The organism is Streptomyces sp. NPDC001513 (assembly GCF_042894695.1).
GTDB lineage: Bacteria > Actinomycetota > Actinomycetes > Streptomycetales > Streptomycetaceae > Streptomyces.
Window position 1 is genome coordinate 529571 of record NZ_JBIAVU010000002.1, and the last position, 15754, is coordinate 545324.

At 73.4% G+C, this 15754-nt stretch carries 13 protein-coding genes; 4 read left to right on the forward strand and 9 right to left on the reverse strand.

All coding sequences use genetic code 11. From position 1 onward, the window contains the following. Positions 1 to 8 precede the first annotated feature (8 nt). Positions 9 to 761, forward strand: a complete 753-nt coding sequence (locus ACFYZ4_RS06005; protein ID WP_390783177.1) for an enoyl-CoA hydratase/isomerase family protein — start codon at positions 9 to 11, stop codon at positions 759 to 761. A gap of 18 nt (positions 762 to 779) precedes the next feature. Here the strand turns inward: ACFYZ4_RS06005 and ACFYZ4_RS06010 are convergent, their stop codons facing one another. Together ACFYZ4_RS06010 and ACFYZ4_RS06015 are read right to left on the reverse strand one after the other, a co-directional pair. Next, a complete protein-coding gene (locus ACFYZ4_RS06010) occupies positions 780 to 1409 on the reverse strand; it encodes a DJ-1/PfpI family protein (RefSeq protein WP_390783178.1) in 630 nt (209 codons plus the stop codon). A 52-nt stretch (positions 1410 to 1461) separates the two neighbouring features. Further along, positions 1462 to 2430 (reverse strand): GlxA family transcriptional regulator, encoded by a 969-nt coding sequence (locus tag ACFYZ4_RS06015; RefSeq protein WP_390783179.1) that lies wholly within the window; start codon positions 2428 to 2430, stop codon positions 1462 to 1464. Between the two features lie 101 nt (positions 2431 to 2531). Between ACFYZ4_RS06015 and ACFYZ4_RS06020 the strand changes: the two genes are divergently transcribed. After that, entirely contained in the window at positions 2532 to 4169 is a 1638-nt protein-coding gene (locus tag ACFYZ4_RS06020; RefSeq protein WP_351287196.1) for an ABC-F family ATP-binding cassette domain-containing protein, read from the forward strand. Between the two features lie 37 nt (positions 4170 to 4206). On the opposite strand, the gene ACFYZ4_RS06025 is transcribed toward ACFYZ4_RS06020, so the two are convergent. From ACFYZ4_RS06025 to ACFYZ4_RS06055, 7 genes are all read right to left on the reverse strand, one after another. After that, on the reverse strand, positions 4207 to 4998 hold the full coding sequence (locus tag ACFYZ4_RS06025) for an SDR family oxidoreductase (RefSeq protein WP_351287194.1): 792 nt from the start codon (positions 4996 to 4998) through the stop codon (positions 4207 to 4209). Positions 4999 to 5005: 7 nt separating this feature from the next. Continuing rightward, positions 5006 to 6196, reverse strand: coding sequence for an MAB_1171c family putative transporter (locus tag ACFYZ4_RS06030; RefSeq protein ID WP_390783180.1), 1191 nt, complete (start codon positions 6194 to 6196; stop codon positions 5006 to 5008). Continuing rightward, complete coding sequence (locus ACFYZ4_RS06035; RefSeq protein ID WP_351592781.1) at positions 6186 to 6686, reverse strand: ImmA/IrrE family metallo-endopeptidase; 501 nt, start codon at positions 6684 to 6686, stop codon at positions 6186 to 6188. The genes ACFYZ4_RS06030 and ACFYZ4_RS06035 overlap by 11 nt, the downstream gene beginning before the upstream one ends. Positions 6687 to 6958: 272 nt before the next feature. Continuing rightward, the gene (locus ACFYZ4_RS06040; RefSeq protein WP_351287189.1) at positions 6959 to 9466 is read right to left on the reverse strand and encodes a Tex family protein; all 2508 of its coding nucleotides are present in this window, start codon (positions 9464 to 9466) and stop codon (positions 6959 to 6961) included. Positions 9467 to 9550: 84 nt separating this feature from the next. Then, entirely contained in the window at positions 9551 to 10414 is an 864-nt protein-coding gene (locus ACFYZ4_RS06045) for a hypothetical protein (RefSeq protein WP_351287187.1), read from the reverse strand. Positions 10415 to 10474: 60 nt separating this feature from the next. Beyond that, the gene (locus tag ACFYZ4_RS06050) at positions 10475 to 11602 is read right to left on the reverse strand and encodes a serine hydrolase domain-containing protein (RefSeq protein WP_351287337.1); all 1128 of its coding nucleotides are present in this window, start codon (positions 11600 to 11602) and stop codon (positions 10475 to 10477) included. A 167-nt stretch (positions 11603 to 11769) separates the two neighbouring features. Next, the gene (locus ACFYZ4_RS06055; protein ID WP_390783181.1) at positions 11770 to 12666 is read right to left on the reverse strand and encodes an alpha/beta hydrolase; all 897 of its coding nucleotides are present in this window, start codon (positions 12664 to 12666) and stop codon (positions 11770 to 11772) included. Between the two features lie 108 nt (positions 12667 to 12774). Here ACFYZ4_RS06055 and ACFYZ4_RS06060 point away from each other — a divergent pair, with 108 nt between their 5' ends. Together ACFYZ4_RS06060 and ACFYZ4_RS06065 are read left to right on the forward strand one after the other, a co-directional pair. Further along, on the forward strand, positions 12775 to 13809 hold the full coding sequence (locus ACFYZ4_RS06060) for a helix-turn-helix domain-containing protein (protein WP_351287183.1): 1035 nt from the start codon (positions 12775 to 12777) through the stop codon (positions 13807 to 13809). Between the two features lie 411 nt (positions 13810 to 14220). Beyond that, positions 14221 to 15753: a M1 family metallopeptidase gene (locus ACFYZ4_RS06065; protein WP_390783182.1), complete on the forward strand. Its 1533-nt coding sequence runs from the start codon at positions 14221 to 14223 to the stop codon at positions 15751 to 15753. Position 15754 lies beyond the last annotated feature (1 nt).

Genomic DNA, 15754 nt, shown 5'->3' on the forward strand with positions numbered 1-15754 from the left:
TCCGGCGCATGGACGCAGACCTCGACGCCACCCTCCTGCACACGGTCGCCGACGGGGTCGCCACCGTCGTCATCTCGCACCCCGCCAAGCGCAACGCCATGACCGCCTCCATGTGGCGGGCGCTCCCGGAACTGCTGACGGGCCTGGCGGGCGACCCCGCGGTGCGGGCGCTCGTCCTGACCGGTGCCGGACCGACCTTCTGCGCGGGCGCCGACATCTCCTCGCTGACCGGGGACGAGGACCCGCGGGCCCTCGCCGTGACGGCGGAGGAGGCCCTGGCCGCCTTCCCGAAGCCGACGCTGGCGGCGATCCGCGGGTTCTGCGTGGGCGGCGGGAGCCAGCTGGCGGCGGCCTGCGATCTGCGCTTCGCGGAGGAGGGGGCGTCGTTCGGGGTGACCCCGGCGAAGCTGGGCATCGTCTACCCGGCCTCCTCCACCCGCAGGCTCGCCTCCCTGGTCGGCCCGGCCTGGGCCAAGTACCTCCTCTTCTCCGCGGAGTTGATCGGCGCGGACCAGGCGCTGCGCGCCGGGTTCCTGAACGAGCTGCTGCCGGCCGGGCAGCTGGACAAGCGGGTCGCCGAGTTCACCCGGATCCTGGCCTCGCGCTCGCAGCTGACGCAGGCGGCCGCCAAGGAGTTCGCGGACGGCCGGACGGACCGGGACGGGCACTGGGGCGCCGAGGCGGCGGCGAGCGACGACGCCGCGGAGGGCGTCGCCGCGTTCCTGGAGCGCCGGGCGCCCCGCTTCACCTGGTCCCCGTGAGGCGGTGACGCCCCCGGGCTACGCCAGGGGGCTGTGCGCCCGCAGCCGGGCGACGAGCTCGGCGGGCGCCTTGTCCGGCGAACCGGCGTCGTAGGGCGGCTGCGGGTCGTACTCGGTCATCAGCTGGACGGTCTGGGCGACCTCGTCCCCCGCGATCCTGCCGAGCAGGGTGAGGCCCATGTCGATCCCGGAGGACACCCCGGCCGCGGTGACGTACTTGCCGTCGAAGACCACGCGCTCGCCGGTGGGCTCGACCCCGAGCTTCGACAGCCGGTCCAGGTACAGCCAGTGGCTGGTGGCCCGCCGGCCGTCGAGCAGCCCGGCGGCGGCCAGCAGCAGGGATCCGGTGCACACGGACGTGGTCCACGTGGTGGTGGTGTCGACGGCCCGCAGCCACTCCAGTACGGCGGGGTTCTCCATCTCCACCTCGGGGTGCGGCCCGCCGGGCACGATGACGATGTCGGGCCGGGTGACCTCGTCGAGCCCCTTGTCGGCGACGAGCGCGAGCGCCCCGCTGTCGGTCCGCACGGGCCCGGGCCGCTCGGAGACGAACACGACCTCGGCGTCGGGCAGCCGCCCGAGGGTGTCGAAGGGCCCGATGGCGTCGAGGGCGGTGAAACGGTCGTAGAGCAGTACGGCGATCTGCATGGCTCCTCCGGAGCGGTCGACGTGTGGTGGGTTCTCGGCTGTCGGGTCGGCCCTAGCGGGCCCGGGACGGGCCGAAGCGGCGGCGGTATTCGGTCGGGGGCTGGCCGAGCGTCTTCACGAAGGCGCGGCGCAGTGCCTCGGGTGTGCCGTACCCGCAGGCGCGGGCGACCTGGGCGATGCCCGAGGAGCCCTCCTCCAGCAGGCGCCGGGCGTGCTCCACCCGCACCCGCTCCACGTACCGCCCCGGGGTCACCCCCGTCTCCGTCTGGAAGGCCCGCGCGAAGTGGCGCGGCGAGAGGCGGGCGCGCGCGGCGAGCGCCTCGACGCTGAGGTCGCCGTCCGGGTGCTCGGTTATCCACTGCTGCACGTCCCGCAGCGGCTCCCGCCGGGCGGTCTGGGCCGCCAGCTGCGCGCTGAACTGCGCCTGGTTGCCGGGCCGGTGCAGGAACACCACCAGGTGCCGGGCGATCGCCAGGGCGACGTCCTTGCCGTGGTCCTCCTCCACCAGCGCGAGCGCGAGGTCGATCCCGGCCGTGACCCCGGCCGAGGTGGCCACCGGTCCGTCCCGTACGTAGATGGGGTCGGGGTCCACCGCCACGGCCGGGTAGTCGCGCGCCATCTGCTCGCACGCGTACCAGTGCGTCGTCGCCCGCCGCCCGTCCAGCAGCCCGGCCTCGGCGAGCAGCAGCCCGCCCGTGCAGACGGACACCAGCCGCTCCGCCCCGCCCCCGTGGGCGCGCAGCCAGTCGGTGAGCCGCGGCTCGAAGTCGGCCGTGTACCGGCCCCCGGGCACGAGCAGCGTGGTCCCGGCCCCCGGGCGGGCGCTCTCCAGGTCCCCGTCCGGCACCAGCGTCAGGCCGCTGCTCGTACGGACCGGCGCACCTCCCGGGGACGCCGTGGCGATCCGGTACCCGGCCAGTCCGGGGAACCGGGCCACGGCGGCGAACACCTCCACGGGCCCGGTCACGTCCAGGCTCTGCACCCCGTCGTAGAGGACGACGAGCACGTTTCGCGACGACATGACCCCATGGTGTGATGCGGGCCCCGATGGCCGCAATGACGTGCTTCCCACCTATTCGGCCATCCGGGGGAGGCCGTCCGCCCGGATAGGATCGGCACATCATGACTGCAACCCTCGTCGCCAAGAAGCTCACCGCCGCGCACGGTGAGCGCACGCTCTTCGCCGATCTCGACCTCGTCGTCGCCCCCGGCGACGTCATCGGCCTCGTCGGCGTGAACGGCGCCGGGAAGTCCACCCTGCTGCGCCTGCTCGCCGGGCTGGACACCCCCGAGACCGGGGAGCTGCGGCTCTCCCCGCCGACCGCCGCCGTAGGCCACCTCCCGCAGGAGCCGGAGCGCCGGCCCGCCGAGTCGGTCCGGGACTTCCTGGCCCGCCGTACGGGTGTGGCCGCCGCGCAGGCCGAGCTGGACGCGGCGACTCAGGGCCTGGTGGACGGGACGCCGGGAGCGGACGACGCGTACGCGACGGCGCTGGACCGGTGGCTGGACCTCGGCGGCGCCGATCTCGACGAGCGGGCCGAGGAGGTCGCGGCCGAGCTCGGCCTCATGGTGGGTCTGGACCTGCCCATGACGGCGCTCTCGGGCGGTCAGGCGGCCCGCGCGGGTCTCGCCTCGCTGCTGCTGTCCCGCTACGACGTCTTCCTCCTCGACGAGCCCACCAACGACCTCGACCTGGACGGTCTGGAGCGGCTGGAGCGGTTCGTGAAGGGGCTGCGCGCGGGCACGGTCGTCATCAGCCACGACCGCGAGTTCCTGACCCGGACCGTCACCAAGGTCCTCGAACTCGATCTGGCCCAGCAGCAGATCAACCTCTACGGCGGCGGCTACGACGCGTACCTGGAGGAGCGCGAGCGCGCCCGCGACCACGCCCGCGAGGAGTTCGAGGAGTACGCGGGCAAGAAGTCGGCCCTGGAGGGCCGCGCCCAGATGCAGCGCAACTGGATGGACAAGGGCGTGCGCAACGCTCGCCGCAAGGCCTCCGACAACGACAAGATCGGCAAGAACCTGCGCGGCGAGTCCAGCGAGAAGCAGGCCGCCAAGGCCCGCCAGACGCAGCGGGCCATCGAGCGGCTGGATGTCGTGGACGAGCCCCGCAAGGAGTGGGAGCTGCGGATGGAGATCGCGGCGGCCCCGCGCTCCGGCTCGGTGGTGGCCACTCTGCGCGAAGCGGCCGTCAAGCGGGGCGACTTCGCCTTCGGCCCGGCCAGCCTGCAGATCGACTGGGCGGACCGGGTGGCGATCACCGGGGCGAACGGCGCCGGCAAGTCCACCCTCCTCGCGGTCCTGCTGGGCCGGCTGTCCCCGGACTCGGGCTCCGCCACCCTCGGCTCCGGTGTCCTCGTCGGCGAGGTGGACCAGGCCCGCGGCCTGTTCCTCGGCGACGAGCCGCTGCTGGAGGCCTTCTGTGCGGCGGTCCCGGAGACCGAGCCGGCCGAAGTGCGCACCCTGCTGGCCAAGTTCGGCCTCAAGGCGGCCCACGTACTGCGCCCGGCGGCCACCCTCTCCCCCGGCGAGCGCACCCGTGCCGCGCTGGCGCTGCTCCAGGGCCGCGGGGTGAACCTGCTGGTCCTGGACGAGCCCACCAACCACCTCGACCTCCCGGCGATCGAGCAGCTGGAGTCCGCCCTCGACGCCTACGAGGGCACCCTCCTGCTGGTCACCCACGACCGCCGCATGCTCGACGCGGTCTCGGTGACCCGCCGCCTCCGGGTCGAGGACGGCAAGGTCACCGAGCTCTAGGCCGTCTCTTTCGGATCCGTGCTCGCCCGCGGGCGGGTCACGCCTCCAGGTCGGCCGGCGGGCGGCGCTTGCGGGCCATCTTCCGGGCCACGAAGGCGCGCGGGAGGTGCCGGGCCGCCAGGGCGTACGCCTGGTAGCGGCGGCCGGTGATGCTGACCGGGCGGCGCAGGGCCAGGTCCTTCAGGGCCTGGGCGACCACGGCCTCCGGTTCCAGCCAGACCGCTTCGCGCAGCGCGCTGACGTCCATGCCGGCGCGCTCCTGGAACTCGGTGCGGGTGAAGCCGGGGACCACGGCCAGGACCCGGACCCCGTACGGCTCCATGTCCACCCGGAGCGACTCGCTGAACGCGGTGATCCAGGCCTTGGCGGCCCCGTATGTGCCGGTCGGCAGGAGTCCCGCCACCGAGGAGACGTTGAGGACGGCGCCGCGGCGGCGTTCGCGCAGGCCCGGCAGGACGGCGTGGGTGAGCCGGAGCGGGACCTTCACGAGCAGGTCGAGCATCCGCTCCTCGTCCTCGACCGGGCTGTACGGGAAGGGCGCGGGCAGGCCGAAGCCCGCGTTGTTGACCAGCATGTCCACGGGCCGGGACCGGTCGGCGAGCCGCTCTGCGACCGCCGCGCAGTCCCCCGCGTCGAGCAGGTCGGCGGGCAGCACCTCGCACACGGTGCCGTACTCGCGGCCCAGTTGCGCGGCGACGGCTTCGAGCCGGTCCTTGTCGCGGGCGACGAGGACCAGGTCGCAGCCCTTGGCCGCGAAGCCGCGGGCGAAGGCCGCGCCCAGTCCGGCGCTGGCCCCGGTGATCAGTACGGTGGTTGCTGCGGTCGTCAAGAGGGGTTCACTTCCTTGTGCTGACAGACGTGGTGCCGGCGGGCGAGACGTAGGCCTGGGCCACGTCGACGAGGAACCGGGCCTCGTCCGCCAGGTCCCCGCCCTCCTGCGAGGTGTGGATCGAGGCGGGCAGCTCCAGCGCGGCGGCCTCGCCCGGCTGCCCGGGCAGCCCGTCGAGCTTCGCCTGCCGCGCCTCCTTCAGTACGCGGGCCAGCGCGGCCGCGGCGCGCCGCTGCTCGGGGACCCCCCGTCCGGCGGCCTCGCCGCGGGCCCGCTCCAGGGCGCCCGGGGCCGCGTACTCCCCCAGGATCAGGATCGCGTCGCGCGTCTCGATGACCTTGCGGTACACCAGCAGGTTGCGCGGGACCGGCGGCCACAGCAGCTCCACCATCCGGCCGGCGCGCGGCTTGTTGAGGGCCACGTGCGGGACGGCTTCGACCAGGTCGCGCCAGAGCGGCCACAGCCGCCAGGCGGTGGCGGTGTCGGCGGCGGTGCGGCGGAGGGTGAACAGGGTGGGCACGAGGATCGCGGCGGCGCGCAGCAGGCCGTGCAGGTTCATCAGCAGCGGGAGGGCGGGCATCGCCCAGGTGCTGCCGAACAGGGCCTTGAGCAGGTACGCCAGCCAGAACAGTCCGGCGAGCGCGGTGCCGAGGCCGAAGAGGCGCAGTCCGGCGGCGAGGCCCCGGCTCTCGGTGCGCCGGCTGTAGCGCCAGCACAGGGCCACGCAGACGGTGTTGGCGATGACGTGCGCGGAGATCAGCACCAGCCAGTACGCGAGGGAGGGCACGGGGTCGCCGACCGGCGGCATGGTGTGCGTGCCGTGGCCGGGGGCGGTCGCGTCCAGGGCCAGGAGTGCGCCCAGCCAGCCCAGCGTGGCGATCCAGGAGGCGAGTTGCAGCCTGCGGCCGCGGGTGGCTGCGGCGACGAAGTAGAGCACGGCGCCCGCCGAGAGCACGCCGATGAGGTTGCGGACGAGGCCGATGGTGTGGGCGTAGCCGGCGCCGCGGCTCATCGCGTAGCTCACCAGGTCCGGGAGGTTCAGCGTCATCGCGGCGGCGGCGGTGGCGACGGCCAGCCACAGGCCGCGTTGCCGGGGGGAGCGGAGGGCGCCGGGGGCGCGGAGCAGGACGGCGGCCCACAGGCACACCACGCTGGGGACGGCGAGCCAGTTGCCGAAGGCGGTGAGGTCAGCTGCCATCGTTGCCCCACTCGTAGCCCATGGCCGACTCCAGCCGGGCCAGGGTGCCGCGGTCCCGGTGGGCCGGGCGCGGGCCGGCGTTCGCCGTGCGGATGCGGATCATGCTGGCGAGCATCTCCGCCTCCTGCTCCTGGCGGGTGGTGTAGTTGGTGCGCCCGAGCACGGTGGGAACCTCGCCGTCGGTCTCCTCGCTCTCCAGCGAGTTGTGCCCGAAGAGGATGTGGCCGAGCTCGTGGAGGACGATGTGCTCGCGGTGCAGCGGGGTGGTCTGCGCCTCGTAGAAGACGTAGTCGACGCTGACCGTGCCCACCCACAGTCCGCAGATCCCGGACTCCGCGGCCTCCTTCGGGAGCGGGTGGAGCCGGATGGGGCGGCCCCGCTGCTCGGCTATCCGGTTGCACAGGACGTCGAGGGAGAAGGGGTGGGTCAGATCCAGATGGCCGAGAATGTTCTCGCACCGTTTGCGAAGGCTGAGTTGCCGGTGGGGCATGTGATCCCTCTTCGGACCCTTTCCGGGGCAGCGTCGGTAGGCGTGAATGGGCATGGGCATGACGTCCTGTGCCTTCAAGGCGGCCTCGGGGAATACGGTCCTGAGGGGAGGAACACGGAAGCCCGTCCGCCTGATGACGAACGGGCGTTCCACCATGCCTACAGATCTTGTACGCGAGTTGGCAAGACAAGTCCCCAGGTGGGGAACCTATTCGGCCATGGCGTACGAGGACCCTGACGCGCCGGGTGGCTGCAAGCCGCCCTTGACGGTGCCTACCGCTTGCGGCGCTCCTCGGGTGCGGTGAGGCCCGCGCGGCGCAGCGCGTCCGCCATCGCGCTGTTCGCGGGAGCGGGAGCACCCCCGCCGCCGCCCTGGCGTCGGCCCTGACCGCCCTGGCCCTGACCGCCCTGACCGCCCTGGCCTCCTTGACCCTGGCGCCGGCCCTCGCCGCCCTGGCCGCCCTGGCCGCGTTCGCCCTGGTTCCGGCCGCCCTCGCGGGCACCGCCGCCACCGCGCTGCTGCGGCGGACGGCCGCCGCCGGAGCCGCCGCCCCGCCGGTCCTCGCGCTGCCCGGGGGCGCCCGCGCCGCGCTCGGCCCCGGCCTCGTCCTCCAGTCGCAGGGTGAGCGAGATCCGCTTGCGCGGGATGTCCACGTCCATGACCTTCACGCGGACGATGTCGCCCGGCTTGACCACGTCCCGCGGGTCCTTGACGAAGTTCTTCGACAGCGCCGAGACGTGGGCCAGACCGTCCTGGTGGACACCGATGTCGATGAAGGCGCCGAAGGCGGCCACATTGGTGACCACTCCCTCCAGGATCATCCCGGGGGCCAGGTCGCCGATCTTCTCCACGCCCTCCTTGAAGGTGGCCGTCTTGAAGGCGGGACGCGGGTCACGGCCCGGCTTCTCCAGCTCGCGCAGGATGTCGGTGACCGTGGGCAGGCCGAAGGCCTCGGTGACGAACTGCTCGGGGCGCAGGGAGCGCAGGACGGAGGAGTTGCCGATCAGGGCCGCCACCTCGCCGCCCGCCGTCTTGCCCATGGCCCGCACCACCGGGTAGGCCTCGGGGTGCACGGCCGAGCCGTCCAGCGGGTCGTCCCCGCCGCGGATCCGCAGGAAGCCCGCGCACTGCTCGTACGCCTTCGGGCCGAGGCGGGCCACGTCCTTGAGCCCCTTGCGGCTGCGGAAGGGGCCGTTGGCGTCGCGGTGGGCCACGATGTTCTCGGCGAGGCCGCCGCTGATGCCCGACACGCGCGAGAGCAGGGGCGCGGAGGCGGTGTTGACGTCCACGCCGACGCCGTTCACGCAGTCCTCGACGACCGCGTCGAGCGAGCGCGAGAGCTTCACCTCGGACAGGTCGTGCTGGTACTGGCCGACGCCGATCGACTTCGGGTCGATCTTGACCAGCTCGGCGAGCGGGTCCTGGAGGCGGCGGGCGATGGAGACGGCGCCGCGCAGCGACACGTCCATACCGGGGAGTTCCTGCGAGGCGAAGGCCGAGGCCGAGTACACGGAGGCGCCCGCCTCCGAGACCATCACCTTGGTGAGCCCCAGTTCGGGGTGGCGCGTGATGAGGTCCCCGGCGAGCTTGTCGGTCTCGCGGGAGGCCGTGCCGTTGCCGATGGCGACCAGGTCGACCGCGTGCTCCTTCGCGAGGCGGGCCAGCTTGGCGAGGGACTCGTCCCACTTGTTGGCGGGCACGTGCGGGTAGATCACGTCCGTGGCCACGACCTTGCCGGTGGCGTCCACGACGGCGACCTTCACACCGGTACGGAAGCCCGGGTCCAGGCCGAGCGTGGCCCGGGTGCCGGCGGGCGCCGCGAGCAGCAGGTCGCGCAGGTTGGACGCGAAGACCCGTACGGCCTCGTCCTCGGCGGCCTGGCGCAGCCGCATCCGCAGGTCGATGCCGAGGTGCACCTGGATCTTCGTGCGCCACGCCCAGCGGACCGTGTCGCCCAGCCACTTGTCGCCGGGGCGGCCTCGGTCGTTGACGCCGAAGCGGCGGGCGATCATGCCCTCGTACGTGGACGGGCCGGGCTCCGCTGTGTCTTCGAGGGCCTCGGGTTCCAGGTTGAGGTCGAGGACGTCCTCCTTCTCGCCGCGCAGCATGGCGAGGACGCGGTGCGAGGGCAGCGCGGTGAACGGCTCGGCGAAGTCGAAGTAGTCGGCGAACTTGGCGCCCGCCTCCTCCTTGCCCTCGCGGACCTTCGCGGCGAGCCGGCCCCGGCCCCACATGCGCTCGCGCAGTTCGCCGATCAGGTCGGCGTCCTCGCCGAACCGCTCGGTGAGGATGGCGCGGGCGCCTTCGAGGGCGGCTGCCGGGTCGGCGACCCCCTTGTCGGCGTCGACGAACGCGGCCGCCGCGGCGGCCGGTTCCACGGACGGGTCGGCCAGCAGGCCCTCGGCGAGCGGCTCCAGGCCGGCCTCGCGGGCGATCTGCGCCTTGGTGCGCCGCTTGGGCTTGAAGGGCAGGTAGATGTCCTCCAGCCGGGCCTTGGTGTCGGCCGCGTTGATCCGGGCCTCCAGCTCGGCGTCGAGCTTGCCCTGCTCCCGTACGGAGTCGAGGATCGCCGCGCGCCGGTCCTCCAGCTCGCGCAGATACCGCAGCCGCTCCTCGAGGGTGCGCAGCTGGGCGTCGTCGAGCATCTCGGTCGCTTCCTTGCGGTAGCGCGCGATGAACGGCACGGTGGAGCCGCCGTCGAGCAGCTCGACGGCGGACTTGACCTGCCGTTCCCGTACGCCGAGCTCCTCGGCGATCCTGCCTTCGATGGACATCGTCACGATCGGGTCCCGCCTGCCTTCGTTTGCACTGGAAGGCTGCCAATTGTGGCAGGTGGTCGTGACGGACGGCGGGAGCCCTGCCCGTCAGGCCCTGCCCATGAGGTCCCTCGGGAAGGCCCCGGCGGTCACGGCCTTGACCACGAGGGCGCCGCCGAGCTCGGTCAGGCGGGCCAGGCCGGCCTCGCCGAGGTGCTCGTAGGGGGCGGCGTCGAGCCGGTCGGTGTCGTGCTCCAGCTGATCGCGCAGGGCGACTCCCTTCTCGGTCAGCTCGCCGGCGGCGTCGAGGACGTCGCGCCCGCGCAGCCGGTCGGCCGCGGCGTCCAGGTCGGCCTGCACCCAGCCGCGCTGGGCCTTGAGCCACTTCGGGGTCATGCCCTTGCCGGTGGCGGTGTGGCTGACGAGTGCCTCGACCGGGTCCAGGCCCGCCAGGAGCAGGGCGGCGAGGTGGCCGTCGCCGCGGTGCTCGCGCAGCAGGGTGGTGGCGTGCCACAGGCGCAGGTGGGGCTCCTGCGGTACGGGGAGGTCGGCGTGGGCCGCGTACAGGGTGCGGGCGTGCCGGGTGCAGGCCTCGGTGGCGCGCATCGCCAGGTCGGCGGCCTCGGCGAGTTCGGGCGAGGTGATGGTCTCGGCGCCGAGGAGCCGGCGCAGGCAGCCGTCGGCGGCCCGCAGCCGGGCGGCGAGGGCCTCCTCGGGGGTGGTGGTGTCCCAGACGCCGGGCAGGTGCCGGGCGACGAGGTCGTGGCGGTAGTTGTAGAAGGTGGCGGTGACCGCGCCCGCCCCTACGGCGCCCATCGCCGCCGACCGGTGGGCCAGGTTGACGGCCACCGGGTCGGTGACGCCGAGGGCGGCGAATTCCTTGGCGATCTCCGGCGAGAAGTACACGGTGGCGTGCAGCGGGTTGATCGCGGCGTGCCAGCAGCGACGGGCGGCGAGCAAGGGAAAGGTCATGCGCCGCACGCTACCGACTGTTCGGTACGCCGGGTAGGGCGCCGGCCGGTGGTGCGCGTCTCACCCCGTGGACGCCTCCCCCGCGCCCTCGCCCGGCCCGACCCCGGCGTCCGCGTCACCGCACATCGCCTGCCCGTACAGGGCGTTCAGCGCGTCGTCGACGGGGTGGTGCCGCGGCTCGCCCGAGGAGCCCGGCCCGTTCCACCTCTGGAGGTTGACCGCGACGGACATCTGTCGCCTGCCGTCGGCCCGGGTCAGGGAGATCGTGCCGGCGCCCCAGACCGTGCCGTCGTGCCCCCAGAAGGTGCCGCAGTCCCGGACGACGACCTTGTGCAGACCGAGGCCGTATTCGATCGTCGATCCGTCCAGGGCGATGACCGGGACCGTGCGCTGCATCTGTGCCAGCGAGGACCGGTTGACGATCTTCCCGTCGAGCAGCCTGCCGTAGAAACGGTTGAGATCCTCCATGGTCGACACGAGGGCCGCCCCTGTCCCCGTCCAGGACGGGTCGTAGACGCTGTAGTCGCGCGGCGGGTCGATCAGGCCCCACAGGGACTCGTACATCCGCGCGTGCGGTCCCTCGATGCGCGGCCCGGTGGGAAACCCGGTGTGCCGGAGGCCGGCGCGCTCGATGACGTTCCGGGTGATGTACTCCTCGGCCGTGGTGCCGGTCACCTGCTCCAGGAGTTGGCCGAGGAGCAGGTAGTTGGTGTTGGAGTACGCCCCGGGAGTGGCTCCGGGCTCGCTCGCGGGAGGCGCGTTGACGCCCATTCCGATGAGCTCGGCCGGGCGGAACCGCCTGAACCGGTTGTCGTCCAGGCTCTTGGGCGACATGTCCTGGAGCGAAGGGAACGCGTAGCGGATGTAGTCGGGGAGGCCGCTGGTGTGATTCAGCAGCATCCGGACCGTGATCTTCCTGCCGCGTTCCCCCGGTACCAGCTGCGGCAGATGGTCGCCGATCGGCGCGTCGAGCCGGATCCGGCCCTGCTCGACCTGCTGCATGATCGCGGCGGCGGTGAAGGTCTTGGTGATGCTGCCGACGCGCTGGCGCATGTCGGGCGTGACGGGGCGGCCGGTGCCGACATCGGCGACCCCGGAGGCCCCGCGCCACACCCGGCCGGCATCGCGCACCTCGGCGAACACCCCGGGGATTCCCGCGTGGTGGACGGCGTCCAGGGCGGACTTCAGCTCCGCGGGATCGGTATCGGAAGCGGGATCGGAAGCGGTCGACGGGCTCGCGGGAGCCGCCGCCGCCGTGCCCGCGCAGACGCTCAGCGCGGCCACGCCCGCGCATACCGCCAGTCGGATCTTCAACACGTCCGTCCTTTCGTGAGGGGTGAGTGGATGCCCGCGGCTCATGCGGCGAGGGCGCGCCGCAGGGCTGCGGCGAGCTCGGCGTTCTGCCGCTGTGAGACCTCGGCGGACAGGATCGCCTGGGAGCCGTGGAAGGTGCCGGGCCACTGGTGGAGTTCCACGGACACGCCCGCCTGCAGGAGGCGCCGCGCGTAGTCGATGTCCTCGTCGCGGTTCGGGTCGAACTCGGCGGTGGCGATGTAGGCGGGGGGCAGCCCGGAGAGGTCTGCGGCCCGTGCCGGGGCGGCGTACGGGGTGGCGGGCCGGGAGCCCAGGTAGTGCCGCCAGGCCACGGCGATCTGATCGCGGTTGAACCAGGGCGTGTCGGTGAAGTTCCGCGCCGACCAGGTCTCCTGACGGTCGTCCAGTCCCGGCTGGTTGAGCAGCTGGAAGCGGATCGCGGGCCCCTGCTCGTCACGGGCCCGCAGCGCCGTCGCGGCCGCGATGTTCGCACCGGCGCTGTGTCCGCCGACCGCGATCCGCGCCGGGTCGATGCCGAGTGCGTCCGCGTTCCCGGCCGCCCAGTCCAGTACGGCGTAGGCGTCGTCCAGGGCGGCCGGGAACGGGTGCTCGGGCGCCAGGCGGTAGCCCACCGAGATCACCACCGCCCCGGAGAGGCCGGCGATCCGGGCGGCCCAGGGATGCTCGGTGTCCAGGTCGCCGAAGACCCCGCCGCCGCCGTGCAGCCATATGACGGCGCCCTGGGCCCGGTGCGGGCGGTAGACCCGCACCGGCACGTCCGGGTCGGCGGACACCGTACGGTCCTCTACCTCCAGGTCCGAGGTGTCCGGCGCCGGCACCGCGGCGGCGCGCTCGGCGAAGTCCTTGCGTGCGCTGACCGGGTCGCTCAGGTCCAGCGGGGCGAGCAACGGGACGAATGCTTCGAGTTCGGGATCCATGACGCCCATCCTCACGGCCCGCACCCGGGCGGGTCGTCCGCCGTCCGTCGCGCGTCCGGCCCCGATCGCGCGCCGAACGGCGCACCGGCCGCTGCCTATCCTTGCGCCATGGAGGCACTGGCCGTACGGCTGTCGGGACTTGATTCGTACGCCGAGGGTGCGATCCGCGTCGTCGCGTTCTACGACACGCTGATGCGCCGGCGCGTGGACCTCCCGGCGCTCGCCCGGGCTTCGGCGGGCCTCGCCGAATGCGTGGCGGGGTTCCGGCTCCACGGCACGGGGCGGGTGGTCCGGGTCGCGCCCGACGGCGGACCGGTGTCCGGCCCGCCGCCCGCCGCGTCCTCCACGGCGCCGATCACCCTGGACGAGGAGGAGATCGGCGCGGTGTGGCTGGAGCGCCCCGGCCCGCCGAACCCGCTCGACGACGTGCTCCTGGACCGGCTCGCCCTCGCCGCCGCGGCCGTCGTCGAACGGTACGGTCCGGCCCGCACCACCATGGCCGACCCCGCGCTCGTCGAGCTGGCGATCAGCGCCGACGGCGACGAGGCGGGCCGGACCCGGGCGCTCCGGCTGCTGGGTTTCGCCGCCGGCCGGCCGGTCCGTGTCGTCGCCGTGCGGTCGCGGCTGCCGCTCGACCGGATCGGCGCCCTGGTGTGCCCGGCGCGCCCGGTGAAGGCGGCGACGGTCGGCGACGTGGGCGTCGTCCTGGCCTCCGCCGTCGACCCGGCCCGGTTCCCGGCGGGCGTCCGCGCGGGCATCGGCGCCGCCGGCGGCCCCGACCGCTCCTGGCGGCAGGCCCGCACCGCCCTGCGCTTCACCACCGCGCGCGAACCCGTCGTCCGCCACGACGACCTGGGCGCGCTGGCGCTGCTGGCCGACGTACCCCGGGCCGCCGCGCGCGAGAACACCGACGTGGCCGCGGTCGCCCGCGTGGCCGCCCACCCGGAGGACCTCGCGACGCTCGACGCCTACTGCGCCACCGGCTCCCTGCGCCGGGCCGCCGACCTCCTCCACCTGCACCACAGCAGCGTCGCCCGCCGGATCGACCAGATCGGGAAGACCCTGGGCCTCGACCTCACCGACCCCACCGCCCTCCTGCGAGCCACCCTCGCCCTCACCACCTGGCGCCTCCTCGACGACTGAACCACCCCCGCTCCGCTTCCGGAGGAGGTGAATGCCTTCCTCTGAGGCGTCAGGACCCGTTCGTCAGGCCCGATTCGGCCGATCCGGCGGGCCCGGGGCCGGGCCCGGCCGGGCCGTTCTCCGGCCTCGGCGCGCGGCCCGGCCTCGGCGGCCCGCACCCCGGCGGGGGCGCGGTACGGCGGCTGCGCCGCAGGCCACGGGTACCGGGCGGGACGCGCCGGGGTGTCGGCGGGGTGCGCCCGGCGCGCGGCGACCCCGGCGCGCGCCCCGCCCTGTCCGCCATACCGTGACGGCCGAATGGCGATCGTGTGACAGCAGGGGCCATGGACATGACGTGAGCGATCACGGGTGAATACGGTCGAGCGACAAGACCTGGAACCGACCTGCCTCCCCTACCACTTGGAGTCATTCGTGCACCGCAAAGTCATCGCCCCGAGCGTGCTCGCCGCTTCCCTGCTGCTGGTGATCCCGGCGTCGGCGGCGAGCGCCGGTCCGGGTGCCCCGGGTATCGGCGACCCCTATTACCCGGCCAGCGGCAACGGCGGATACGACGTGTCCCACTACGACCTCCGCCTGCAGTACCAGCCCAAGACGGACCTGCTCGAAGGCACCGCCACCCTCCTCGCCACCGCCAAGCAGGACCTGTCCCGCTTCAACCTCGACTTCGGCCTCAAGGTCAGCGAGATCCGCGTCAACGGCGCCAAGGCGAAGTTCGCCACGTCCGGCTCCCACGAGCTGGAGGTCACCCCGGCGAAGCCGCTGACCCGCAACACCCCGCTGACCGTCGTCGTCAAGTACGCCGGGAAGCCCTCCGAGTTCAAGGTGGACGGCTGGTCGGCCTGGCAGCGCACGCCCGACGGCGGTGTGGCGGCGCAGGAGCCCGACTCGGCGGTCTGGTGGTTCCCGAGCAACGACCACCCCACGGACAAGGCCACCTTCGACGTGTCCGTCAACGTCCCCGACGGCACCCAGGCGATCAGCAACGGCGTGCTCCAGTCGCAGACCTCGCGGCTCGGCTGGACCCGGTACAACTGGCGCTCCAACAAGCCGCAGGCCACCTACCTCGCCACCCTCGCCGTCGGCAAGTTCGACATCACCACCGACAAGACGGCGAGCGGGCTGCCGATCATCAATGCCTACAGCAAGGACCTCGGCGACAACGCGGGCGCGGCGCGCGCGAGCGTGGAGCGCACCGGCGAGGTCACCGAGTGGCTGGAGGGGGTCTTCGGCCCGTACCCCTTCAACGCGCTGGGCGGCTACGTGCCGAACGTGACCGCCGGCTTCGCGCTGGAGACCCAGACGCGGCCGTTCTACGGCCCCGGCCAGTTCCGCAACGGCGCCAACGTCTCGGTGGTCGTGCACGAGCTGGCCCACCAGTGGTACGGCGACAGCGTGTCCGTCGAGGGCTGGAAGGACATCTGGATCAACGAGGGCTTCGCCCGCTACAGCCAGTGGCTGTGGTCGGAGAAGGAGGGCGAGGGCACCGCGCAGGAGCTCGCCGACTGGGCCTACGCCCTGCGCCCGGCCGAGGACGCGTTCTGGCAGGTCAAGCCGGGTGACCCGGGTCCGGAGAACCAGTTCCACGGGGCCGTCTACGACCGCGGGGCCATCGCCCTGCAGGCGCTGCGCAACGAGATCGGCGACGAGAAGTTCTTCGAGATCCTCAAGGGCTGGCCGACCGAGCGCGCCTACGGCAACGCCAAGGTCGGGGACTTCGTCCGGTACGCCGAGAAGGTCTCGAAGAAGCCCCTCGCGCAGCTCTTCGAGACCTGGCTCTACACCCCGGGCAAGCCGGAGGCCTCGGCCCTGAACCCGGCGGCCGGCAAGCCCGCGGCCCGCTCACAGCAGGCCGCTCCCGCCAAGCCGGCGAAGCCCGCCGCGGAGCCGAAGTCCTGGAAGAAGATCGCGGAGACGAACACGATCCACACGCACGACGAGCACTGAG